The following is a 23,867-nucleotide window of genomic DNA, read 5'->3' as shown; positions in this document are numbered from 1 at the left end:
ACTGTAAACATTTATATTTTAAAACAAACACCACACAGATGAACATTAGCATCCGGAAAACCACAGAAAAAGATATACCTGTATTATTTAATATGATTAAGGAGTTTGCTACTTACTTGGGTAAATCAGAAAAAGTGAAAATAAGTATTGATGATTTAACAAGAGATAAGGAAAGTTATCATTGCTATCTTGCCGAAAATGAAAAAGGAGAAGCAATCGGATACGCATTGTATTGCTATACGTATCACACATGGTCCGGGAAAGCTATTTATCTGGATGATTTATATGTAAAAGAGAAATACAGACGCTTCTCAGTAGGTACAATGCTAGCATGTGCATTAATCGATTTGGCTCGGCAAACTAATTGCAAGTCGCTTCAATGGCAGGTTTTAGATTGGAATAAGGAAGCCATCGCATTTTATAAGAAGCTTGGAGCAACTGTAGGTGATGATAATCTGAATTGCAATTATGAAATTAGATGATCATAAAGTCTAGAAAGAATGGGTGATCCTTTAATACAGACCTATATTTCCCTGTTGAGAGGTATTAATGTGGGTGGACATCGAAAAGTTAAGATGGAGGAATTAAAAACTTTATATGAAGGACTTCAATTTCAAAATGTCAGAACCTATATTCAAAGTGGAAATGTTGTATTCCAGACCTCTTTCAATAATTGTAAGTATTTATCAGACGTAATATCCGGAGAACTAAATAACCAATTTGGTTTTCCGGTTCCTGTAATTGTGAAGAACATTACAGAGTTCCAAGATATATATGAAAATAATCCATTTCTAAAGCAGAATATGGATACTCAAAAACTATATACTATCTTCTTATCGGATGATCCTGACCAATATGTGATTGATCAAATAGCAAAAAAATCGGAAGAAGATATATTCGTTCTTTATAAATCAACTATATATCTGTTTTGTTCCAATGGGTATGGTAAAACGAAGCTTACAAATACTTTTTTCGAAAACAACCTGAAAGTCGTAGCTACTACACGAGGATGGGCTTCTGTATCTAAAATCTACCAAATAGCTCAGAAACTGTCTGACCAATAACCTTATATTGCGTAATCTAGTTGAACTTTATCTTTCTTCTGAAGAACACTGTTTATCTCCTTTATTAAATCTTCAGTTGTAGTTATATTAGTATTTATTGCTATACTATTATTGTTGTATGGTTGATATTTATTTATATCTGTAACCGAAAACAATCCTACAGTTGCTGTTTTAACAGAGCTAGCTAGATGCATAATGCCACTATCGGCTGCAATAAACAATTCTGTATTTGCTATTAAAGCCCCCATTTCTCGAATGTCTTTACTATAATATGAGGTTGCTTTAAAACCTATTTGAGAAATATTTTCAATAGGTAAAACTTCCAGTATATTATATGTCTCTTCGTATTTATTTTTTATTTTTTCATAAATATCTGCCCACCAATCTTCAGAATAACATTTATCTCCCGTTGCAAAAGTATACAAGCAAATAGTTTTCTTTTTACTGCTAACAATAGCATCTAAAATCTCTTTACCTTTAATTATTTCAGCAGTATTAAGCTTGAGATCTAATAATGGCAAAGGCTTATCAATAATAGATAACCCTAACTGACTTAAATATTTTCGAAGGTTATAGACCGGGAATTTGGCGATATGTACATAATCTTCATATTGGACTTGAAGCTCTTCATCTACATCATTGAAAAATTTAAACCGGGCGTTTGTAAACTTAGTAGAAAGCCTCCCCGAAGAAGAGTTTCTATCTACATTGATCACCATATCATAGTGATGTTTTCTCAATGAAATCCAAACTTTTATATAGTTAGCAAGCTCCTTAAATGGTTTTCTAGGTAATTTGATAATACGATCTATATTCTCATAATTTTCAAATATAATAGGAGCTAGATTCCCTCTTACAAACAAATCAATTTTACAATTTGGGAAAATTTCAGAAATATCTTTTACTAGTGGTGTTATTAATAGCTGATTTCCAAGTCGATTATTCGGTCTGCAAATTAGAACATTTTTAATTGTATCATCATTCCATGCAATTTTGTTATTTATATTAGAATTGCCAATGTTTTGGGTTAAACTATGCATTATAGCCCGTCTGATGTTATTAATCTTCTGTCCTAGATTCATTGATGATAATTTACTTGTTGAAACACATTTGATGTAAAAAAGTTCACAAAGCAATATTGCATTATGGTTAAGTATTATTTTGATACTCTAAAGAAATGTCAATACAGATATTTTATTCTGTCTGAGATTATCACATTTTATAAGAACAAAATGATCTTTTGTTCTTATATCAGATATAATATAATACTTTTGCAAAAGTAAACATTAATTATTTATCAATCTAATATTATGAGTGAAGCTAAACGAATTGATGTCGCAGATGTTTTGCGCGGTTTTGCTGTAATGGGAATATTTCTTATTCATACCATTGAACATTTTAATTTTTATTCTTTCCCTGAAGTAGATAACGAATGGCTTAAATTTACTGATAAGGCTATTTGGGATTCGGTTTTCTTTATCTTTTCCGGTAAAGCATATGGTATCTTTGCCCTCTTATTTGGCTTTAGTTTCTGCATTCAGGATAATAACCGACTTGAAAAAGGTTCTGATTTCAGACCTCGTTTTGCCTGGAGATTAATACTTCTGTTTATTTGGGGGAATATAAATGCAATGTTTTTTACCGGCGAAATATTAGTCTTCTTTTCGATAATGGGATTTGTTTTACTCTTTGTTTGTCGGTTACCAACAAAAACAGTTTTCATAATTGCAACTATTCTAATGCTGCAACCCTTCGAATGGTACAAACTCATTTATGCGTTACTTAATCCCGATTATATTGCAGGAAAAAGTTTAGTGTCTTATTATTTTGGAGAGGCATATAAAGTACAAATGAACGGAACCTTTCTGGAAACAGTCAAAATGAATCTAAAAGAAGGGCAGCTAGCCAATTTTTCATATGCATGGGAATATGGTCGTGTTTTTCAAACAGCTTCGCTATTCATGTTTGGAATGCTGGTTGGGCGTACCAAACTATTCTTAAATACAGAAGAAAACCTCCGGTTTTGGAAAAAAGCTTTAGTTATATCCATTCTATGTTTCTTTCCTTTAAGTGGGCTAGCAAATCTATTGCCACAATTTATAGAGAATGAACCGGTACTCAAGTCTCTGAAAATAATACTTAATCCTTTAGCCAACCTTATGTTCATGATTTTTATGATTTCGCTTATCATAAATCTGTATTATACTACTGATTTTCATAAGATATTAGGTAAACTGGCTCCATATGGTAAAATGAGTTTAACTGCTTATGTGACTCAATCGATGATTGGTTCGTTCTTATTTTATAATTGGGGATTAGGCTTGCATGATAAATTATCTATCACATACTCATTTTTACTCGGAGTTGTCTTATTCTTAATTCAATATAGCTTTGCTTGCTGGTGGATGAAACGCCATAAACACGGTCCTTTGGAATATATCTGGAGAAAAGCAACTTGGATTGGAGCAAAAAAAGATTAAAGCCTACTATTTGCCGGAGTTACTCTGTCCCCATCTTCTTTATATTGGGTAATAATCCTGCAATCAATCCGATAAGAGGCATAAATGCTGCTATATGATAAATATACTCAATGCCATGTTTATCTGCCATATTACCAAAAATGGCAGATGAAATTCCTGCTATACCAAAAGCTAGTCCAAAGAATAATCCTCCGATTAGACCTTCTTTTCCGGGGAGAAGTTCTTGGGCGTAAACAAGTATAGCTGAAAAAGCAGAAGACAATACCAAACCTATTATAACACTCAGAATACAAGTCCACATTAAATCAGCATATGGCATTATAAGAGCAAAGGGAGCAGCACCAAGTATTGAAAACCAAATGACGTACTTACGACCGAAGCGATCCCCTATCGGACCACCTAAAACAGTTCCGGCAGCAACTGCAAATAAAAAAATAAATAGGTATACTTGAGAGTCACGAATACTGACTCCGAATTTTTCAATTAAATAAAATGTATAAAAACTAGTCAAGCTTGACATGTATACATATTTGGAAAAAATGAGAAGTAATAAAATAATAAGGGTAAATACTACTTTCTGAGTAAGAACAGGTTTCGATTTTACTTCCTTTGTTTTTTCAAGAGTAACGGATTTTGCTCTGATATAAAGTAAGCGATGTTTATACCATTTACTTATATATAACATAACCCCGATAGCAACCAGGGCTACAATTGAAAACCATGCTATGTTTTTTTGTCCATACGGTGCAATTAACAGTGCAGCTAATAAAGGGCCTAAAGAACCCCCAAAATTGCCGCCTACCTGAAAAATAGATTGTGCTAAGCCTCGTTTTCCACCAGATGCCATATGTGCCAGCCGACTTGCTTCAGGGTGGAATATAGATGATCCAATACCTGCAAAGAATACAGCAAATAATACATGGCTGAATTCGGAAGCAAAAGCCAAAGCGAAAATTCCGATTAAGCTAAATGTCATTCCGATAGGAAGAGAGTATGGTTGTGGTTTTTTATCGGTATATGCTCCAATAATAGGTTGAAATATGGATGCAGCCATCTGATATACCAACGTAATAATGCCAATCTGACTAAAATTCAGTGCAAGTGACTCCTTAATCATAGGATATACAGCTTGTACTAAATTTTGTAGTGTGTCATTAAACATATGAGAAACACCCAGTAAAATCAAAATTGAAAATACCGATCCCTTTTCGTTACCTTTCATTGCCGAGATTATTTAAATCTGAAATAATATTTAAGCGTGCAAAGGTAAGACATATATAATAATGAATAATACAAAAGTTGGACGAATCTTATCGGGAAGAAAAAGAGTATGAACCTCTTTTATACAAAAATGTCCCCCGATTTATGGTGGGAGACATTTTTATTAAAGCTTAAATTCCAATCTGTGTCTTTATAAATTCTTCAGCTTCATTTTGAGTCTTAAAAAAAAGAATACCGCAACATTCAGCAGGGAATTTATCTATAGAAATTGACTGTTCTTCTGAAGATGAGCTATTTTTAATGGAAACTTTTCCATATCCATTTTTTACTTCTTTCACATTCGCTTTTACGATAATTAATTTTTGAGGATCAACGCTAAATAAAATATCCCCTTCTTTTATCTTTTTGGGATCATTTGTCTTCATAGCAAAATTGTATAAGTTAGAAATCTGTTACCTGTAGCTTAATTAAAAAACAGTATACGAAGACAAAATGTTTAATAATAAGCTTTTATTTAACAAATAATAAAGATTGTCATTAACTGATTGACTTTCTTATAATAAGGAATCTTAAATTTCTGATAAATATTTATTACCTTAGGCTGATAAATTGTTTATTGAGTATCTCTTTAAGCATCGGTTTATTCAAAATTACACATGAATTATGAGATTATTAAGTTTTTTTAGAAGAAAAAGTAACGAAGTCGAAACACAAACAGAAAACAAAGAAAGTGAAAAAACAGTTCTCCTGGCAATGCCCATTTTTATAAACGGAGGTTCTCTTAAATTAAACAAAGTGGTAGATAACCTTAGAAGTTTTTGGGGACTTAGTGTTATTAATATCGAGGGAGATAATGATGCTGCATCTTTTGATATTGATGGGGTAATGGTTGCTCTTGGCAATATGCCTATTCCCATTCCCAAAGAAGAGATGGATGAAGTGATTCCCTATGCTTACACTTGGGCTAATGCTTCAAAAGAACTCGAAAAGCAAACAGGACATGCTATAGTATCAATTTTGGGAGGAAACAAAACTCCTGTAGAGCGTTTTACTATTTTGAGTAAATTGTTATGTTCAATTTTGATAACTTGTGAAAATTGTATTGCTATCTATCAGGGAAATGAGACTCTACTATTGCATAAAGATCATTATTTGGCAGCTGTAGATGATTTAAAAATGAACAGAATACCTGTACCTGCATGGATATATATTGGAATGAGACAAACACCTTTGGGAATTGATGCATATACCTATGGTATGTTTAATTTCAATAAAAATGAAATTGAGATTATAGGATCCCCACTTGATGCAAATCGTTTGTATCGAATGATTTTAAATATCAGTTCACATATAATTGACAAAGATGCTAAATTTCTGGATGGTGAAATTTATAACCTTTCGGAAAGTATAAAACTATATGTTTCTCTATCTAAAGGAATCCATGTAGATGGTTTGAGTACAAAGTTTGCGTTATAAATTATAAGCTTATATTTTCGATCTTATCTGATTTTGATTTATCTTTATTGTATTACTCCGATTATCAAGGTTTCTTGATACAATGCTCTTATAAAAGTAATGAAAGTATGAAATCTTAACTTTAAATTCTAAAACAATAAATTAATGAAGCGACAATTATTTTGTATTATTCTTGGTTTATGTATGTGTGCAAATTTGACATTTGCTCAGAATAAATCGTTATCCCTTGATTCTCAAAAAGCAGAATGGTTCAAGGATGCAAAGTTTGGAATGTTTATCCACTGGGGACTTTATTCGATGCTCGAAGGCAGTTATAAAAATAGGACATTACCGGACAGCACCTTAGAAAACGGAAACACTTGGTATGCAGAATGGATTCAAATGCGATTAGAAGTTCCGAGTAATGAATATAAAACGCTTGCCAAGACTTTTAATCCTGTCGATTTTGATGCTGATACATGGATTTCAGAAGCTAAGAATGCAGGAATGCGCTATTTTGTAATAACTTCAAAACATCACGATGGTTTTGCGTTATGGGATACCAAAGTTTCTGATTTTAAAGTGACTAATACTCCTTTCAAAAGAGATATTTTAGCCGAATTGGTAGCTGCCTGCAAAAAATATGGAATTAAGTACGGTTTTTACTATTCACATTGGCAAGACTGGGAATATCCGGGTGGTGGTATGCCAAACTGGATGCCGATGATTCCCGATGATCAGTTTGAAAAGTATTGGCAAGAGAAATCGTTACCACAAGTAAAAGAATTATTGGTCAATTTTGATCCCGATTTATTATGGTTCGATACGTGGGACTGGCCAACTCATATAACCGATAAACGTCGTGATGAACTAATTGCTCTCGTGCGTGCAAATAGCTCAAAATGCTTGATAAACGGACGTATATCTTATTTAAATCCAGGAGATAATATTGATTTTCTTGAAATGCACGACAATCAGTATCCTGATAAAATGTTGGATAAACCTTGGCAAACCCCTGCAACGATGGTACATTCATGGGGATGGCATGCCAAGGACTATGCATGGAAACCATCTTCTGAAATGTTGGGTTATTTAGTGAATAATGTATCAAAAGGAGGTAACTACCTTTTAAATATAGGTCCAAAACCCGATGGCACATTTCCTAAGGCAGCAACTCGTCGATTGAGAGAAATGGGTGCATGGATGATTCCTAATCGAGAATCTATATATGGAACAAAACCTGTAAAGGTAGAGACTCCTGTCGGAGTATATCTGGCTCAAAAATCAGAGAATAACAAACATTATTTGTATATAAGTTTGACTAACGCTACAGATAAAGTTTATTTACCTTTTGATGTTTCTACTATTAAAAATTGTGCTGTATTAGAATCTAATATGCCAATTTCCTTTTCTAAAGAAAAGGAAGGAGTAACTTTCGATATACCTCAAAGTTTATTTAAAGATTGTTCTGTACAAGTATTAAAAGCAGAAGTGTTTAAAGAATTATAATAACACATTCTCTATAAAATAAAAGGCTGTTCGAAATATTTCGAACAGCCTTTTATTTTATAGACTTAATATGCTTATTCTGATTCTCGCTTGAGTTCGAGACTTGCTAATTGAGGTACTTGAGATAAATCGAATGGCGTTTCTTGGTATAAGAAATAGTTAATCCAATTATTAAATAACAGATTTCCATGCCCCGTCCAACGTGAAATGGGCTTTAAATCGGGGTTGTCCTGTCTGTAATAATGTTTTGGAATATTTATTGGTAAATTCTTTTCCAAATCTCTTACATACTCATTATGAAGAGTATAAAGTGAATATTCCGAATGACCGGTTACGTAAAATTCTCGCCCACCTCGTCCTACAACAATGTAGATTCCGGCTTCATCCGACTCAGCTAATATCTTCAGATCGGGATGTTTTTCAATATCCTCCCTATGTATTTCTGTGTGACGGCTATGAGGAGCATAAAATTCATCATCAAACCCCCTGAATAAAGGGAAACTTCTATCGTTTATGGTATGCTTAAATACACCGAATATCTTTTCGTCCATAAGATATTTAGGCACTCCATAAAAGTTATACAATGCTGCCTGTGCAGCCCAGCATATATAGAAAGTAGATGTCACGTGATTACGTGCCCAATTAAAGACAGCAGAAACTTCCGGCCAATAGTTAACCTCTTCAAATTCCATCAGTTCAACAGGAGCACCAGTTACTATAAGACCATCGTAATTACTTTGACTAACCTCACTAAATTCCTTATAAAACGTTTCCATATGCTCTATAGGTGTATTTTTAGATTGATGAGTCGAGAGTTTCAGAAAATCAACCTCTATTTGCAATGGAGTATTCGACAACAGGCGAACCAAGTCTGTTTCTGCAGCTATTTTGATAGGCATCAGATTAAGTATAAGTACCTTTAAAGGACGTATATCTTGCTCTTTAGCTCTAAGCTGAGTCATGACAAATATATTCTCTTTCTTAAGAATTTCTATTGCAGGTAAGTTATCGGGTAGTGTTACGGGCATATCCTATTCGGTCTTTTAGTCAATTGAAACAATAAAGATATAAAAAGGTATCAAATATAACTATACTTTTACATTCCATGCTGGTTTTAACTCCAGCACTTTACCGTGAATCGGGCAATTAAGATCATGAGCACCTGCTAAATATCCAGTACTCATCAAAAACTCATTAACTATTTCACCACCGGTGAACTTAAACGTTTTCTTGAATATTTTCACCCATTCTTCCTTTGTTTTAGGATGATACGTATCTATCCAATTTTTAAAGGAACCAAATTCATTCTGTAATTCTACGATAACTTTAGCATTATGTATTGCAGCATTAATCTTCAATTTGTTTCTTATGATTCCCGTATCATTAAGTAGCCGTTCTATATCCTTATCACTATAATTCGCTACGGTTTTTATATCAAAATAGCTATATGCCTCTCTAAAATTATTCTGTTTTTTCAAAATCGTAAGCCAGCTTAATCCGGCTTGATTAATCTCTAGAACTAACCTTTCGAAAAGTTCATTATCATCAATGATAGGGAAGCCATAATGATTATCATGGTAATCTTTATTCGGATTATTATCTTCTTTTGACAGATTATTTACAAATTCGCAATAAGTCATATTTTGATATTTATTGTATTGTGAGTTATTTACATAACTAAATATAGCTTTTTCTCTTACTTTCTTAATCTTACGTAATCCACTTTATGGTCTTCACTCTTGTGTAAGATAAGACTTGCACGTTCGCGTGTAGGAAGTATATTTTTTCTCAGATTTTTTCGGTTTATTTCTCTCCAAATACTTTTGGCCATATTGATAGCATTGGCATCTGTTAGTTGGGTAAAACTGTAAAAATATGATTTTGGATCAGTAAATGCTCCGTTTCTGAATTTCATAAATCGAGATACATACCACTGTTCAAGCATATCTTCTTCGGCATCTACGTAAATCGAAAAATTCAGGTAGTCAGACACGAAAACTCGGGGTTTACTTTTAGGATAATCCATTCCGCTTTGCAAAACGTTTAACCCTTCTATTATCAAAATATCAGGTTGTTTAATTATCTCATATTCATCGGGGATAACATCATAGATAAGATGTGAGTATTTGGGTGCTTTGACTTCCGGTTTTCCTGACTTAACATCACTCACAAATTGAAGTAAGCGATGTATATCATATGATTGGGGGAAACCTTTTTTCAACATCAATCCTTTTTCCTCGAGAATAGCATTAGGATATAAAAAACCATCAGTCGTAATAAGTGCAACTTTTGAGTTTTCTTTCCAGCGGCTTATCAATGCTTCCAGCACACGGGCAGTAGTACTCTTCCCTACAGAAACACTTCCTGCGACACCTATAATAAATGGAATTTTCAATGCCTTTTCGTTCAAAAATTCCATCATGGCAGCTTGCCTGCTTTTTGTTGCATTTACATAATAACTCAACAATCGGGTCAAAGGCAGGTATATATCTTGAACTTCCTCCATCGATAGTTCTTCATTTATACCTTTTAATTCTTCCAGTTCTTCTTGGGTAAGAGTCATTGGTTCCGATTGTCTTAGAGCAGCCCACTTGTCGCGATTAAACAGCATATAAGGGCTCTGAGAAGAAATATCCATTTATTATTGTCTCAGGTTTCGATACTAATTTTACAAACTATCTATTGCTATATTTCTCAGGACTAATTAATAGTGCTTACCAAAGCAATAAAAAGGTCTAAGACCTTATTGCGGACAAAAGTACAAAATTTATTTACGAGACTAACAAAAAAGAAATAAAGGTCTCTCTATTTAGGGGAAAATAGAACTGAGATGAGATGAAATGCTATTATAAGAATTCAATATTTAGTATCTTTGCCGTTTCATAAATACGAATCAATTGATAAACGCTCGAAAAATAGAATTACTTGCTCCTGCCAAAAACTTGGAATGTGGAATTGAGGCTATTAACCATGGTGCCGATGCTGTATACATTGGTGCACCTAAGTTTAGTGCACGTGCCAATGCAGGAAATACTTTAGAGGATATAGAGGCTTTAACTAAGTATGCACATCAATTTAAAGCACGGGTTTATGTTGCTTTAAATACTATTATAAAAGATGATGAATTGGCTGAAACGGAAAAGCTGATTTGGGAGTTATATAATGCTAAGGTGGATGCTTTGATTATACAGGATATGGGTATTATGATGCTCAATCTCCCTCCTATTCCATTGCATGCAAGTACTCAAAATGATAACAGATCTGCTGAAAAAGCAAAATTTCTGGAACAAGCCGGCTTTTCTCAGATTGTATTAGCGCGTGAATTGACAATGTCTGAAATTAAGGATATTGCATCAGAAGTATCTACCCCTCTGGAAGCTTTTGTACATGGAGCTTTATGTGTATGTTATAGTGGACAATGCTATTTAAGTGAGGCTATTTCAAGCCGAAGTGCCAATAGAGGTTCGTGTGCTCAATTTTGTCGTCTACCTTATACTCTTATTGATAATGAGGGAAAAAGTGTTGTACAAAAGAAGCATTTGCTGTCTATGAAAGATCTGAACTTATCTGATCATCTTGAAGAAATGATAGATGCAGGAGTCAGCTCTCTTAAGATAGAAGGACGGTTAAAAGACTTGTCGTATGTGAAAAATGTAGTAACCTATTATAGACAGAAGTTAGATGAAATATTAGCTCATCGCAAAGAATATATACGAGCTTCTACCGGAAAAAGTACTTATACATTTACTCCTAATCTCGAAAAAAGTTTCAACAGAGGATATACCGAGTACTTTTTTAATGGTCGGACTCCCGATATGTGGTCTATAGATTCTCCAAAATCGATAGGTGAACCTATTGGTAAAATAAAAGAAGTGTTTGATCGTTTTTTTACTCTATCAGGAACGAAACAGCTTAATAATGGGGATGGTCTTTGTTTTTTGAATGATGCGAAAGAATTACAAGGCTTACGAGTTAATAAGATCGAAGGAGAAAAGGTTTTTCCGGCTGAAAGTCATTTGTCTTTGAGAAAAGGCACTTTCGTTTATAGAAACTATGATCACGAATTTGAGAAAGTCTTGAATAAAAAATCGGCAGACCGTAAAATTGATGCTGATATAGTTCTTTCAGAAATGAAGGATGGATTTAAACTGACTATAGAAGACGAAGATGGTATAGAGACTTCTTTAGACATCAATTATAACAAAGAACTGGCTCAAAAAGATCAAACCGAAAATATAAAGAATAACCTGAGTAAAACAGGTAATACTATTTTCAGGGTAACTGATGTCAAAATAAGATTAGCTGATAATTGGTTTATTCCTGCTTCTGTAATTTCGGAATGGAGACGAAGTTTAACAGATATGCTTTTAGAAAAACGTTTGGAAGAATATCCACAAGAAGAGGTGATTCATATCCAAACATCTCATTCTTTTCCGACAAAAAATATTACTTATTTAGGCAATGTCTCGAATGATAAGAGTAAACAATTTTATATACAGCATCAATCTACAATAGAACAAGTTGCTTTCGAAAAGAAAGCTCAGAAAGGTGTACCATTGATGTTTACACGCCATTGTATTAAGCAATCAATGGGATGGTGTCCTAAAGAAACGTCTACTCGCCCACCCTATCAAGAACCATTTCATTTATTATACAATGCAACCAAATTGAGGCTTGAGTTTGATTGTAAAAATTGTGAGATGAAAGTTTTCAATGATTAATAATGTATCAATAATCGTGATTATTCATCTATTGACATACCCAAAACATTTGTTAGAATATCTCTTGATTTTTTTGATAATTTCTTTTTACCACCTCCTGCAAGATCCATTCCGGAAGGTACAACTAATCCATCAACTCGCCTTGTTGGATTTGCTAAAATCCAATGTCCACCTTGGAATACAGGTTCAACATGACCATCCGGTTGCTTATTAATGGGATCTTTTCCGTTATATGTAGTTACGTTAGGACTAATCTGGTATTTTGTTTCGAATTCAGCGCCTCCTGAACCTGATTTGTATTTTTTGTAAAACTCAAGAAGATTGTCTTCCTGTACAGCTTTCGAGTTTAAAGGAGATTTCTCCATGGTGGAACCGGGAGTCGAAAGTGTTGGTTTTATCTGTTTCAACAGATCTTTCTTTATATCATCTTTAATGGAAGATTTAAGATTTTGTGCTTGTACCGATATTGATATAACTACAAAAACAAAACTTGTAACATATTTCTGACGGAGATCCATTCCCTTGATTTTCTATTTGTGCAAAACTACTAAAAGTGAATGTTGCTTTATATACAAAAAGGTTAAGGTTACATAAGCTTTACATCTATAAATATTAATTAAGTTCATGAAGCTTTTATTCTTCTTGAATTTGTATTCCGTAAAGGTTTTGCAATATTTCCTTCGACTTTTTAGATAGTTTCTTTTTCTCCCATCCGCTAAAATTAAACCCACCAACAGTAGCATTTATCATAACACCTTGCATACGTTCTTTTTGAGATAGTTTGTCTAGCTGACGATCGGAGTCTTTTACGGGAATAAGATATGCTTTCCCTCCGTTAACAACGGTCTTTGTAGACGTACAACTGTCATTTTCAAGAAAATTAAAGCCTTTCAGTGTTAATTCCAGAGCCTTTGTATCGTATTTATCATCAAATTTTTCACCTCCCGATTTATATTTTTTACTAATCCCTAATAGGTCTTCATTACTTATAGCTTTAGAAGATGATTTATCTTGTTCTAAAAGGAGCTTTGATTTTGTCTGAGGCGGTTTAATATCTTCTAAAAGGAATCGTTTTCGGTCATCGTTTATTGATAATGATTGAGCTTGAATCGATATAGTTATAATACAGAATGTAATCGTTGTATAAGAATAAGGTTTGAGAGATATCATCACAGTGTAATTAGATATTTCCACAAAACTATCTAATTGTATAGTTGCATTTTATGCAAAAAAGTTAAGTTTACATAAGCTTGACATCTATAAGTGTTAATTAAGAAAAGCAACTGTGATACAAGTATATATAACAGTTGCTTTTACTAAAGTTTTATATTGATTTATTCAGTCAGCCACTTTAGGTTAAACTGATAATGTATACCACTACTTATCAGATGTATCATATTATCTGGGGATTGCGTTGCAGCAAGATAGCCACGAGGCTCAGCGTGAGTTTTGTCCATCAGAAAATGACCGGTCCAAGCTTGCCCGTATAATAATCGTTCTTTTCCGTCTGTAATTAGTTTCTTCACTGGCCAGGTTTTTCCTTCATCCCAAGATAATGCAACATAAGCCCCATATCCAATAAACTCTTTACCTTCAGAATCAATAAATTTCACGCCTGCTTCTCCATTGTTTTTTAAACGATGCGGATGATGAGTAAAAGATATCACCATCAGTGGGCCTTCATTCAATCTCATTAATACCAAACGCTGTCCTCCGTCTATCGGAGGCAGTTCCGATGCGGTATATCGCCACGTTTGCCCCATATCCGATGAAATACTCATAGGCATACGAAGTAATCCTTCTTTGTTTTTGATAGCATCACCACGTCCTAAAGCCATAAGATCACTATTTTTCAACTCTACAATTCCCGCATGTATACCTGCAATATTACTGCCTGTTCCACCTTCTGTAAAATTATTCGGGATACCACTATTTGGATCATACCATGTTTTACCACCGTCTTTACTAACATGAATTGCCGTACCACCTTCTCCCTCCGGAGTTGCATCGGCAGCCTGTATCAGCCATCCTTTAGAAGTCCGAATGGTTCCCGATATAACCTGATTACGTTTGCCATGTTCAGGAGCTATTATTTGTGGTTTGCCCCAAGTTGCTCCATTATCTGTACTTATTCGTCGAACTATTGCCAGATTCTGCCAATCTCCGGCAGCTTCTACCCCATTGAAGTACATCAGAGTATCACCTCCTTTATTAAATAAGGCTGAGCCTGTCATATTCCGATCGGGTACTTTAAAAAAACGCGAGGCAGGTTCCCATTCACTTTGTCCTTTTCTGAGTCTGCTTCCAATAATTTCTATTCCCCGCCCGTTTTCTTGCTCCGCCGTAAACCAGACAGCTAATAAGTCACCATTATTACACCATGTTATGGTCGGGCAATGGTTATGTGAATAAAATGGAGTGCCTGATTTACAATCAGGAGTAATAACATATCTCACAGGTTCTTTGAATATAGCCTTTGTTTCTTTTGTCCAAATATGTTGACTCTGATTTACATTCAACATACTTGCTGATATTGAAATCTGATCGGCATATTCGTTACTATCTGGATATTCGGCCTGTACAATTCTAAATCCTGTAAGCCAATGCTTATCTTCGGGAATCATTGCCATACGATTTGCTGACCGAAGGTATTCGGTGGGTGTGCCGTGGCTTCCACCACGGGTAACTTTAAATAAACCATCTTTTCCGCCCAATGGATCAGTTTGAGTGTCGTTTTTAGTATATGGTGCGTACCAGTCTAAGCACCACTCTTCGACATTTCCATGCATATCATACAAACCGAAGTTATTGGGTTTGGTTTGACCTACTTGTAAAGAAACAGCTAGTGGATCACGATATAATTTTTGGTTTTTAAGGAAAGAGTCCGGCAAATAATCACCTGTATAAAAGAGAGAATAAGTACCCGCACGACACGCATATTCCCATTCTGCTTCTGTTGGTAAGCGATATGTTTTACCCTCTTTCTCTGATAGCCATTTACAGAATGCTACTGCATAATGATAATTGACATATATAACAGCATCATCGTCATTTTCAGATAACCCATATCGTCCTCTGTATTTAGAATGCGATGGATCAAACTGTTCGTATTGTGCATTTGTCACCTCAGTTACTCCCATTTTAAAAGGCTTACTGATAATTACTTTGTGCATAGGTGCTTCATCATAGTTCTCACCTTTTCCTTCGGAACCCATCCAGAAATAGCCCGAAGGAACCTGAATCAAATCTATTCCGACACTATTTTTTTCGGTTTGTGCATAAATTCCGACATGCAAAGAAACAGCTATAAGTAATAAGATGATTCTATTCATAATATGAAAAAGTATTAGACTTATTTCTCAGTTTGAGAGTTTTTTTAAGAATAAAGACTCATACCTGCAATGAGATATGAGTCTTTAAATTTATCAATAATAAATTATAATAAGTAAAAGAAAATATTTAATGATACATTTTAAAAGCATAACAACCTATTGTTGTTTTGCTTCCCAAAGCAATAAATAGTTCTGTGAACTTATTTTATTTATCGGCTATTGGTTTTAATAAATATCTGATTTCTTTAGCTCCGGTTAGCTCATCATGAGTAATTCTAAAGCTATTATGCTCTTTTCCATCAATTCGAAGGCTACCGATATAATTTGCATTGGCTGTATCCATTGGTTTTACGGATTCTATAACTACTTTATCGGACTTATAATAGTCAGGATTCAGTTTGATAGTTATTTTGTCAAACGTAGGTGTTACCAAAGTATAATCAGGTCGCCCCGGACATTCGGGGTAAAAACCCATCATATTAAATACAGCCCATGTTGATAATGTTCCTGTATCATCATTTCCGGGTAATCCTCCGGGTGAATTGGTGAAGTGATCGTTTAACAGTTCTTTTACCAATTTTTGAGTTCTCCACTCTTCTCCTTTAAAATTACTAAAGAAATGAGGGTAATTTATATCAGGCTCATTAGTAACATCGAAATATCCTTTGTCGAATACCGACTGTAATTTATTGACAAAAGCTTTGTCCCCTCCCATTATCTTGGCTAATCCGGGTATATCATGAGGTACAGCAAATGTATAATTCCAAGAAGATCCCTCGTGAAATCCGGGATTTGGCTCGAAATTCATTCCCTGAGTAGGATTAAACGGCGTTAAGAATGTTCCATCGGGCAATATCGGACGGAATGCTCCTGTTTCTTTATCGTAATAATGTTTATATCCCAACGACCTTTTATAAAATAATTTAGCATCGTCTTTTTTACCTAAAGCTTCAGCAAAACGAGCTAAATTCCAGTCTGCAATGTAGTATTCCAAAGCATGAGATACCGAGTTGTCAAACTCGCCACGCAAAGGAACAAAACCAAGCTTCATATAATCGTCATTATCAGGACGCATCAAATTTTCTTTACTTGGTAAGGTTGCCGATTTATACATTGCCTCATAAGCTGTATTCACATCAAAATCTTTCAATCCTTTAAACCAAGCATCTACAATAACAGGGATCGAAGGGTCACCCTCCATTGTATAAGTCTCACGTCCGTACAACTCCCACTTAGGTAACCATCCGTGTTCTTTGTACATATCTATCATTGTGTGCATCATTTGAATCTGACGCTCAGGATATACCAGTGTCATCAATTGGTGTACATTGCGGTATGTATCCCAAAGAGAAAATACTGTATAACGATTCTCATTGGTCGTTTTAATTTCAGAACTTTCCATAGCTGGATATTGTCCGTTTACGTCTTGCAGAATATTCGGATGTACCAGTGCATGATAAAGCCCTGTATAAAATACTGTTTTTTGGTCGTCAGTTCCACCCTCTACTAATATTCGGGAAAGATCATCATTCCAGCTTTTACGAGCAGCCTTATGCACTGCGTCAAAATCTGCTTTAGGTTGCTCTGTCTCCAAATTTAAGCGTGCATTTTCGATACTGACAAAAGAAACACCCATTTGAACTTCGATAGTTTCGCCTTCTTTTGCATCGAAAGTAAAATAAGCCCCCACATCATCCCCGGCGATTTCCTTGTCATACCTTGTATATAATTTGTATTTTCCGGCATCGGAATTCCATTCACGTTCCCATTTTTCACCGGGACGCTGTAATTTCCAATAACCTGTATTTTCTGGCGTCTTATTAACTCTCATAACAAAATAGATTGGAAATACTGCTTGCGAAGCTGTGTAGCAAAATGTACCTAGAAGCTTAGTACCTTCTATTTCTGTAGGACTTACCCTGCGAATCATAGCTCCCGACTCATTAGTAAGCCCTTCTCCTAAGTTTAATAATATATTAGCTTGTCCTTTAGGAAAAGTAAAACGGGCAATTCCTACACGCGGGGTTGCACTTACCTCTGTTTTGATATTATATTTGGTCAGTAAATTCGAGTAATATCCGGGTGATGCAATTTCGTTTTTATATTCACTTCCGTATTTTCGATAATCGACCTCTAAATCGCCTGATGTAGGCATCAATAAAAGGCTGCTCATATCGGGGCAACCTACCCCACTGAGGTTTACATGAGCATACCCTGTAAAATATTTGTTATCGAAACTATATGGTGTAGACCACCATCCGGTATCTTTATCTCTTTTATTTAAGTCTGAGCCCATTACATTAAAAGGGGTCACCGACATAAAACTTTGAGGGCACATGGCTCCCGGGTTTGTTGTTCCGTAATTAGTTGTACCGATGAACGGATTGACATAATCAACCGGTTCTGTTTGAGCAGCAACTATACTGAAACAACCTAAAAATAAATAAAGGAATGTTTTTCTCATGATATAATTTAGTAATTGAAAATATTTAATGATATATTTCGGTTGTATCTACAGACATAAAGTTTCGTCCCTACTCCTAAAGCGATAAAAGGAATGAAATCTTAAGAATATATATTTTCTAAGATACAGACTATTTCCTGTAGATATTTAGCATCTACTTCCGAAAAATTGGCTTCTATCTCACTGTCAACGTCAAGTACAGCTACAACCTTGCCTTGTTTTTGTATTGGTATTACAATTTCCGAACGTGATTCACTATCACAAGCAATATGTCCGGCAAAAGTATTAACATCTGCAACTGTTATCGTGCGATTCTCTTTCCATGCCGTTCCGCATACTCCTTTGCCATAATTTATGCGGGTGCAAGCTATCCGCCCCTGAAAAGGACCTAATACCAGTTGCTCTCCTTTAACTATGTAAAAACCCACCCATAGAAAACTAAAAGCTTCTTTTAAAACAGCCGATATATTAGCCAAATTGGCAATAGTATCTGACTCCCCTTCGAGTAATGCTTTTATTTGAGGTAGGATATTTTGATATTGCTCCTCTCTGGAACCATCTTTTAATACATCTATTTTTTCAGCCATGCTATAAAGATATTGCTTTTTATAAAATTTCTAAAGTCTCAAAGTCTATTTTAAATACGAAAATTAAAGCATTCCCAACTGCTCAAACATACTTTGATATATTTCGGCTTTTCCTGCTAACGATTTTGGATAGGCTCTTGATGATGACGGCATACGATATAAACGCATTGGTCTTCCTTGAAATTCGAAAGATGAAAAGTCTCCGATTTTAGGTTCGGTAGTCTGAACAAAAGAGATTAATGTATCGGTAGCTTTTTGTCCGGTCGTAACAATAGCCCTGCATGTTGATACTTGATGCAGAATAGCACCTAAATCGGTTACTTCTACTACTTCCAGAAAATTATCCGATGCATTATCTTTGTGTCTTATTACTGCTCTTGCTGTATCTCCTATGCCTATTTTTTTATAGGAGAGAAACTCTCTTATACTTTCTTCATTAAAAGTTTTTCTGTCAGCAAGTAAAAAATGATCTTTATTCTGAAAAAAAATCAATCCGAATATTCTCCACATGTCATTCTGGAAATTGGGATAGAAGAAGTTCATCGACCAGCGTTCTTGTTTAGGCGGAAAGCTTCCCAACATGATTAACTGAGTATCAGCGGGCAAGAAAAAAGGTAAAGGGTGATATTCTATATCTTTCATAATTCTGTTGAGTATTGATCCCTGTCTTATCACAACGAAGATAATAAAAATATTTTCTGTCTGTTTTTGTTCCTCTCCACCTGATAAAACATCAATTATTGCAAATAATATGTCTTTTTATTTGCAATTAAAGAAATATGTTATATTTTTGCTCTTACTAAATAAAAATTCAAATCGAAATGAAATTATTCACGAACATTCTTAGCTCTATTATTCTGCTCTGGGAAAATCTTAGAGTGAGTAGTGTTGCGTAGTAGTTGAATAATTAAAACAGATATAGCAATAGCCTTTCTCACTCTAAGAGAAGGGCTATTTTATTAAATAGATCAGCGGTTTGCTAACAATAGAAACATACTTTAGACAAATTATATATGGACAAATTATTTATTTTTGACACGACATTAAGAGATGGAGAGCAGGTTCCCGGTTGCCAGTTGAATACTATTGAAAAAATAGAAGTAGCCAAATCTCTCGAAGCTCTCGGTGTTGATGTTATAGAAGCTGGTTTTCCCGTATCAAGTCCTGGAGACTTCAATTCAGTAGTGGAAATTTCTAAAGCCGTTACATGGCCTACTATCTGTGCACTCACACGTGCTGTTGAAAAAGATATAGAAGTTGCTGCTGAAGCTCTCAAGTATGCCAAGAAAAAACGTATACATACAGGAATCGGAACTTCGGATTTCCATATAAAACATAAATTTAACTCTACGCAGGACGAAATTGTAGAACGTGCCATTGCTGCCGTGAAATATGCAAAACGCTTTGTAGAAGATGTTGAATTTTATGCAGAAGATGCAGGCAGAACCGATAATGCTTATTTGGCAAGAGTGGTACAAGCTGTTATCAATGCAGGAGCGACTGTTGTAAATATTCCTGATACAACGGGCTATTGTTTACCAACAGAATATGGTGCGAAAATTAAATACCTGATCGATCATGTAGACATGAAAAATGCCATACTTTCGACACATTGTCACCAAGATCTAGGAATGGCAACAGCCAATTCTATTATGGGAGTATTGAATGGTGCTCGTCAGGTTGAAGTTACGATTAATGGAATTGGCGAACGTGCAGGCAACACCTCTTTAGAAGAAGTTGTTATGGCAATAAAGAGTCATAAGGAATTGGATATCGAAATGAATATCAATACTCAAAAGATATATCCTATGAGTCGTATGATATCGAGTTTAATGAATATGCCTGTGCAGCCCAATAAAGCAATTGTAGGTAGAAATGCATTTGCACATTCATCGGGAATACATCAGGATGGAGTACTTAAAAATATGTCGACTTATGAAATTATCGACCCCAAAGATGTCGGTATAGATGATAATGCGATTGTACTTACTGCCCGTAGCGGACGTGCAGCTTTAAAGAATAGATTGAGTATTTTAGGAATTGAAGTTAATGATAGTGAATTAGCCGAAATATATCAGCGTTTTTTAGAACTTGCAGACCGAAAGAAAGATATTACGGATGAAGATATTCTAATTCTTGCAGGAAAAGAAACAGATAAAATGCATCGCATTAAGTTAGACTATCTGCAAGTAACATCAGGTATCGGAGTTCGCTGTATTGCTAACGTTGGTATTGATATTGCCGGTGAAAAATTCGAGGCATCAGCTTCGGGTAATGGACCTGTTGATGCAGCAATTAAAGCGGTAAAACAGATCATTCGTCGCGAAACTATTATACAGGAATTTTTAATTCAGGCTATCAATAAAGGAAGCGATGATGTAGGTAAGGTACATATGCAGGTAGAGAACGAAGGACTAAATTATTATGGCTTTTCAGCAAATACCGATATTGTAGCAGCATCAGTTGAAGCATTTATCAATGCAATTAATAAATTTGTAAAATAAACCAATCGCTAATTAGTGGAAACTAAAAAATACGAATATATAGATAGTTTACGAGGAATTGCCGTATTAATGGTTTTAATGGTACATGTTGGTAATTTTTTCAAGATTTCAACAACCGAATATTTTCCTGATTTACTATTTGGGATTCTATATAATGGGAGAATTGGCGTTCAATTATTTTTCATAATCAGTTCTTTTACTCTAATGTTTTCTTTTGAGAGAAGAATCGGTGAAAAAAACGGAACATCGAATTTTTATATCAGGCGTTTTTTCAGAATAGCTCCCATGTATTATTTGGCTATATTAGTTATAACAGCATATTACATTCACTTAGATGCACAAAACTGGGATACTTTAACAACACCGTGGTACATAAGTAATTTTTTGTTCTTAAATACACTTAATCCTTATTGGATCAAAACTATAGTACCCGGAGGATGGTCTATTTCGGTAGAGTTTTTATTTTACATTATATTTCCATTTATCGCATCACGGATAAAGAATATAAATATGTCGGCGGTTGCTCTTTTCACAAGTCTTATTGTTGCAACACTGTTTATGTATATTGTTAAGGATAGGTTTGTATTTTTCCAATTAGATTTTCATCAGATAAGCTTTTATTACCAATTACCTGTATTCTTTATCGGGATATTTGCTTATTGGTTAACTAAAGAGAGTTATACTAAGATAAATAACAAGACATGGTTACTACTCATAATAGCATTGTTTCTATTTACTTATATGGGAGTACCCTATTATTTATTTTACACAATCATATTTTGTATCGCTATTTTCGTATTGCAAAAGAAACCATACAAAATACTTTGTAATAAATGGTTGTCTAAAGTCGGCCAAGTGAGTTTTAGTATGTATATTGTGCATTTCTTTCTTATTATAATGATGAATAGCTTTGGAATAGGACGTATTATACCCGTTACCAATTTATTTACGTCCATAATAAACTATATCCTTTTATATATTTTAGTTTCCGTATTAACTTATACAATTTCTTATTTCTCATATAAATTTATAGAAGTTCCCGGACAAAATCTAGGAAAAAAACTAATCAAAAAAAGATCAACAAATAATATTTCAGCATGAAAACATTATTCGACAAAATTTGGGATGCCCACACAGTATCAACCGTAGAAGACGGCCCCACTCAATTGTATATTGACAGACATTTCTGCCATGAGGTAACAAGCCCGCAAGCTTTTAATGGCTTACGAACCAGAGGACTTACTGTACTCCGTCCGGACAAAACAACTTTAACAGCAGACCACAATACCCCTACAATTAATCAAGACCAACCGGTTAAAGATCCGATTTCAAGAAATCAGCTGGATACGTTGTCTAAAAACGCTGCTGAATTTGGATTGACATTATATGCTTTGGGAAATAAAAAGAATGGTGTTGTTCATATCATCGGGCCGGAAAACGGTTATACTCAACCGGGGATGACTATCGTTTGTGGAGACAGTCATACTTCTACACACGGAGCTTTTGGTTCAATTGCGTTTGGTATTGGCACTTCCGAAGTTGAAATGGTACTTGCTACTCAATGTATATTACAGAGTCGTCCTAAAACGATGCGTATCACCTTTAATGGCAAATTAAATAAAGACGTTACAGCTAAAGACTTAGCTCTTTATATGATTGCCAAACTAACTACAGGTGGAGCTACCGGCTATTTTGTTGAGTATGCAGGAGAAGCTATTCGCAATATGTCGATGGAAGAAAGAATGACCCTTTGTAACTTAAGTATAGAAATGGGTGCTCGTGGAGGATTAATTGCTCCGGACGAGGCTACCTTTGCTTATGTAAAAGGTCGTGAATTTGCACCTAAAGGAGAAGCTTGGGATAAAGCTTTAGCGTATTGGAAAACATTGAAGACAGATGAAGGTGCAAAATTCGATAAAGAATTAGTATACGATGCGGCTGATATTCAACCAATGATTACTTACGGAACCAATCCGGGCATGGGTATGGCTGTAAATGACACTATTCCTACATTGGATGAAATAGACGAAGCAGGTCGTATCTCGTTCCAGAAATCAATGGATTATATGGGGTTCAAGCCTGGAGAGAAATTGGAGGGGAAGCCAATTGACTATGTATTTTTAGGTAGCTGCACGAATGGTCGTATCGAAGATTTCCGTGCCTTCACTAATTTTATTAAAGGAAAGAAAAAAGCTGAAAATGTTATAGCTTGGCTTGTTCCCGGAAGTTGGATGGTTGAACAACAAATACGTGAAGAAGGTTTATACGACATTCTTATTGAAGCAGGTTTTGCTTTGCGTCAACCCGGATGCTCGGCTTGTCTGGCGATGAACGATGATAAAGTTCCCGCAGGCAAATATGCAATTTCAACATCAAACCGTAACTTCGAAGGTCGCCAAGGTCCCGGAGCACGTACTATTTTGGCTGGTCCTTTAGTTGCCGCAGCAGCAGCAATTACAGGGAAGATAACAGACCCAAGAACATTTTAAGGTTAAAAGACCTATTTTGCGTTACTTAATTTTCTTATAAA

At 34.9% G+C, this 23,867-nt stretch carries 21 protein-coding genes; 9 read left to right on the top strand and 12 right to left on the bottom strand.

Annotation, left to right across the window (positions count from 1 at the left end):
• Positions 1–38: 38 nt before the first annotated feature.
• Both G7051_RS15965 and G7051_RS15960 read left to right on the top strand, forming a co-directional pair.
• Positions 39–482, top strand: coding sequence for a GNAT family N-acetyltransferase (locus G7051_RS15965; RefSeq protein WP_166117069.1), 444 nt, complete (start codon positions 39–41; stop codon positions 480–482).
• 18 nt (positions 483–500) lie between these two features.
• Complete coding sequence (locus G7051_RS15960) at positions 501–1,064, top strand: DUF1697 domain-containing protein (protein ID WP_166201845.1); 564 nt, start codon at positions 501–503, stop codon at positions 1,062–1,064.
• A 2-nt stretch (positions 1,065–1,066) separates the two neighbouring features.
• Here the strand turns inward: G7051_RS15960 and G7051_RS15955 are convergent, their stop codons facing one another.
• Positions 1,067–2,146 carry a glycosyltransferase family 9 protein gene (locus G7051_RS15955; protein ID WP_166201843.1) on the bottom strand — a complete coding sequence of 360 codons (1,080 nt, stop codon included), beginning with the start codon at positions 2,144–2,146 and terminating at the stop codon, positions 1,067–1,069.
• A 228-nt stretch (positions 2,147–2,374) separates the two neighbouring features.
• Between G7051_RS15955 and G7051_RS15950 the strand changes: the two genes are divergently transcribed.
• Positions 2,375–3,544 (top strand): DUF418 domain-containing protein, encoded by a 1,170-nt coding sequence (locus tag G7051_RS15950; RefSeq protein ID WP_166201841.1) that lies wholly within the window; start codon positions 2,375–2,377, stop codon positions 3,542–3,544.
• Between the two features lie 19 nt (positions 3,545–3,563).
• Here G7051_RS15950 and G7051_RS15945 read toward each other — a convergent pair whose 3' ends face one another.
• Together G7051_RS15945 and G7051_RS15940 are read right to left on the bottom strand one after the other, a co-directional pair.
• The gene (locus tag G7051_RS15945) at positions 3,564–4,766 is read right to left on the bottom strand and encodes an MFS transporter (protein WP_166117061.1); all 1,203 of its coding nucleotides are present in this window, start codon (positions 4,764–4,766) and stop codon (positions 3,564–3,566) included.
• Positions 4,767–4,935: 169 nt separating this feature from the next.
• Complete coding sequence (locus G7051_RS15940; protein WP_166117059.1) at positions 4,936–5,190, bottom strand: hypothetical protein; 255 nt, start codon at positions 5,188–5,190, stop codon at positions 4,936–4,938.
• Between the two features lie 238 nt (positions 5,191–5,428).
• Between G7051_RS15940 and G7051_RS15935 the strand changes: the two genes are divergently transcribed.
• Both G7051_RS15935 and G7051_RS15930 read left to right on the top strand, forming a co-directional pair.
• Positions 5,429–6,241 carry a DUF4261 domain-containing protein gene (locus G7051_RS15935; RefSeq protein ID WP_166201839.1) on the top strand — a complete coding sequence of 271 codons (813 nt, stop codon included), beginning with the start codon at positions 5,429–5,431 and terminating at the stop codon, positions 6,239–6,241.
• 144 nt (positions 6,242–6,385) lie between these two features.
• Positions 6,386–7,729 carry an alpha-L-fucosidase gene (locus G7051_RS15930; RefSeq protein ID WP_166201837.1) on the top strand — a complete coding sequence of 448 codons (1,344 nt, stop codon included), beginning with the start codon at positions 6,386–6,388 and terminating at the stop codon, positions 7,727–7,729.
• A gap of 74 nt (positions 7,730–7,803) precedes the next feature.
• Here G7051_RS15930 and metA read toward each other — a convergent pair whose 3' ends face one another.
• Genes metA through coaA form a run of 3 tightly spaced genes read right to left on the bottom strand, consistent with a single transcriptional unit; the run spans position 7,804 to position 10,340 of the window.
• Entirely contained in the window at positions 7,804–8,757 is a 954-nt protein-coding gene (metA, locus tag G7051_RS15925) for a homoserine O-succinyltransferase (protein WP_166201835.1), read from the bottom strand.
• A 60-nt stretch (positions 8,758–8,817) separates the two neighbouring features.
• Complete coding sequence (locus G7051_RS15920) at positions 8,818–9,369, bottom strand: DNA-3-methyladenine glycosylase I (RefSeq protein ID WP_166201833.1); 552 nt, start codon at positions 9,367–9,369, stop codon at positions 8,818–8,820.
• A 56-nt stretch (positions 9,370–9,425) separates the two neighbouring features.
• Positions 9,426–10,340, bottom strand: coding sequence for a type I pantothenate kinase (gene coaA, locus G7051_RS15915; protein WP_255493261.1), 915 nt, complete (start codon positions 10,338–10,340; stop codon positions 9,426–9,428).
• A gap of 286 nt (positions 10,341–10,626) precedes the next feature.
• Here coaA and G7051_RS15910 point away from each other — a divergent pair, with 286 nt between their 5' ends.
• Positions 10,627–12,450, top strand: coding sequence for a U32 family peptidase (locus tag G7051_RS15910; RefSeq protein WP_166201828.1), 1,824 nt, complete (start codon positions 10,627–10,629; stop codon positions 12,448–12,450).
• Positions 12,451–12,470: 20 nt separating this feature from the next.
• On the opposite strand, the gene G7051_RS15905 is transcribed toward G7051_RS15910, so the two are convergent.
• The 6 genes from G7051_RS15905 to G7051_RS15880 form a co-directional block, all read right to left on the bottom strand.
• Positions 12,471–12,968 (bottom strand): hypothetical protein, encoded by a 498-nt coding sequence (locus G7051_RS15905; protein ID WP_166201826.1) that lies wholly within the window; start codon positions 12,966–12,968, stop codon positions 12,471–12,473.
• Between the two features lie 115 nt (positions 12,969–13,083).
• Positions 13,084–13,620 carry a hypothetical protein gene (locus tag G7051_RS15900; RefSeq protein WP_166201824.1) on the bottom strand — a complete coding sequence of 179 codons (537 nt, stop codon included), beginning with the start codon at positions 13,618–13,620 and terminating at the stop codon, positions 13,084–13,086.
• Positions 13,621–13,784: 164 nt separating this feature from the next.
• Entirely contained in the window at positions 13,785–15,782 is a 1,998-nt protein-coding gene (locus tag G7051_RS15895; RefSeq protein WP_166201822.1) for an SUMF1/EgtB/PvdO family nonheme iron enzyme, read from the bottom strand.
• Between the two features lie 205 nt (positions 15,783–15,987).
• Entirely contained in the window at positions 15,988–18,246 is a 2,259-nt protein-coding gene (locus tag G7051_RS15890; RefSeq protein ID WP_166201820.1) for a GH92 family glycosyl hydrolase, read from the bottom strand.
• 101 nt (positions 18,247–18,347) lie between these two features.
• Positions 18,348–18,833, bottom strand: a complete 486-nt coding sequence (locus G7051_RS15885) for a GAF domain-containing protein (protein WP_166117028.1) — start codon at positions 18,831–18,833, stop codon at positions 18,348–18,350.
• 63 nt (positions 18,834–18,896) lie between these two features.
• Positions 18,897–19,475, bottom strand: a complete 579-nt coding sequence (locus G7051_RS15880; protein ID WP_370522898.1) for a uracil-DNA glycosylase family protein — start codon at positions 19,473–19,475, stop codon at positions 18,897–18,899.
• Between the two features lie 371 nt (positions 19,476–19,846).
• Between G7051_RS15880 and G7051_RS15875 the strand changes: the two genes are divergently transcribed.
• The 3 genes from G7051_RS15875 to leuC are packed head-to-tail and all read left to right on the top strand — an operon-like array spanning position 19,847 to position 23,826.
• A complete protein-coding gene (locus G7051_RS15875; protein ID WP_166201818.1) occupies positions 19,847–21,337 on the top strand; it encodes a 2-isopropylmalate synthase in 1,491 nt (496 codons plus the stop codon).
• A gap of 15 nt (positions 21,338–21,352) precedes the next feature.
• Positions 21,353–22,438: an acyltransferase gene (locus tag G7051_RS15870; RefSeq protein WP_166201816.1), complete on the top strand. Its 1,086-nt coding sequence runs from the start codon at positions 21,353–21,355 to the stop codon at positions 22,436–22,438.
• Positions 22,435–23,826 carry a 3-isopropylmalate dehydratase large subunit gene (leuC, locus tag G7051_RS15865; protein ID WP_166201814.1) on the top strand — a complete coding sequence of 464 codons (1,392 nt, stop codon included), beginning with the start codon at positions 22,435–22,437 and terminating at the stop codon, positions 23,824–23,826. The genes G7051_RS15870 and leuC overlap by 4 nt, the downstream gene beginning before the upstream one ends.
• Positions 23,827–23,867 lie beyond the last annotated feature (41 nt).

The sequence above is a fragment of the Dysgonomonas sp. HDW5B genome, from assembly GCF_011299335.1.
GTDB lineage: Bacteria > Bacteroidota > Bacteroidia > Bacteroidales > Dysgonomonadaceae > Dysgonomonas_A.
This window is presented reverse-complemented; position numbering and strand designations above follow the sequence as displayed.

Bases quoted from the DNA above. Each gene is read 5' to 3' on its own strand.
- G7051_RS15895 (WP_166201822.1), bottom strand. From the start codon at position 15,782: ATGAATAGAATCATCTTATTACTTATAGCTGTTTCTTTGCATGTCGGA.
- G7051_RS15875 (WP_166201818.1), top strand. From the start codon at position 19,847: ATGGACAAATTATTTATTTTTGACACGACATTAAGAGATGGAGAGCAG.
- coaA (WP_255493261.1), bottom strand. From the start codon at position 10,340: ATGCTGTTTAATCGCGACAAGTGGGCTGCTCTAAGACAATCGGAACCA.
- G7051_RS15940 (WP_166117059.1), bottom strand. From the start codon at position 5,190: ATGAAGACAAATGATCCCAAAAAGATAAAAGAAGGGGATATTTTATTT.
- G7051_RS15880 (WP_370522898.1), bottom strand. From the start codon at position 19,475: ATGAAAGATATAGAATATCACCCTTTACCTTTTTTCTTGCCCGCTGAT.
- G7051_RS15965 (WP_166117069.1), top strand. From the start codon at position 39: ATGAACATTAGCATCCGGAAAACCACAGAAAAAGATATACCTGTATTA.
- G7051_RS15900 (WP_166201824.1), bottom strand. From the start codon at position 13,620: ATGATATCTCTCAAACCTTATTCTTATACAACGATTACATTCTGTATT.
- G7051_RS15890 (WP_166201820.1), bottom strand. From the start codon at position 18,246: ATGAGAAAAACATTCCTTTATTTATTTTTAGGTTGTTTCAGTATAGTT.
- metA (WP_166201835.1), bottom strand. From the start codon at position 8,757: ATGCCCGTAACACTACCCGATAACTTACCTGCAATAGAAATTCTTAAG.
- G7051_RS15905 (WP_166201826.1), bottom strand. From the start codon at position 12,968: ATGGATCTCCGTCAGAAATATGTTACAAGTTTTGTTTTTGTAGTTATA.
- G7051_RS15885 (WP_166117028.1), bottom strand. From the start codon at position 18,833: ATGGCTGAAAAAATAGATGTATTAAAAGATGGTTCCAGAGAGGAGCAA.
- G7051_RS15960 (WP_166201845.1), top strand. From the start codon at position 501: ATGGGTGATCCTTTAATACAGACCTATATTTCCCTGTTGAGAGGTATT.
- G7051_RS15950 (WP_166201841.1), top strand. From the start codon at position 2,375: ATGAGTGAAGCTAAACGAATTGATGTCGCAGATGTTTTGCGCGGTTTT.
- G7051_RS15955 (WP_166201843.1), bottom strand. From the start codon at position 2,146: ATGAATCTAGGACAGAAGATTAATAACATCAGACGGGCTATAATGCAT.
- leuC (WP_166201814.1), top strand. From the start codon at position 22,435: ATGAAAACATTATTCGACAAAATTTGGGATGCCCACACAGTATCAACC.
- G7051_RS15920 (WP_166201833.1), bottom strand. From the start codon at position 9,369: ATGACTTATTGCGAATTTGTAAATAATCTGTCAAAAGAAGATAATAAT.
- G7051_RS15935 (WP_166201839.1), top strand. From the start codon at position 5,429: ATGAGATTATTAAGTTTTTTTAGAAGAAAAAGTAACGAAGTCGAAACA.
- G7051_RS15930 (WP_166201837.1), top strand. From the start codon at position 6,386: ATGAAGCGACAATTATTTTGTATTATTCTTGGTTTATGTATGTGTGCA.
- G7051_RS15945 (WP_166117061.1), bottom strand. From the start codon at position 4,766: ATGAAAGGTAACGAAAAGGGATCGGTATTTTCAATTTTGATTTTACTG.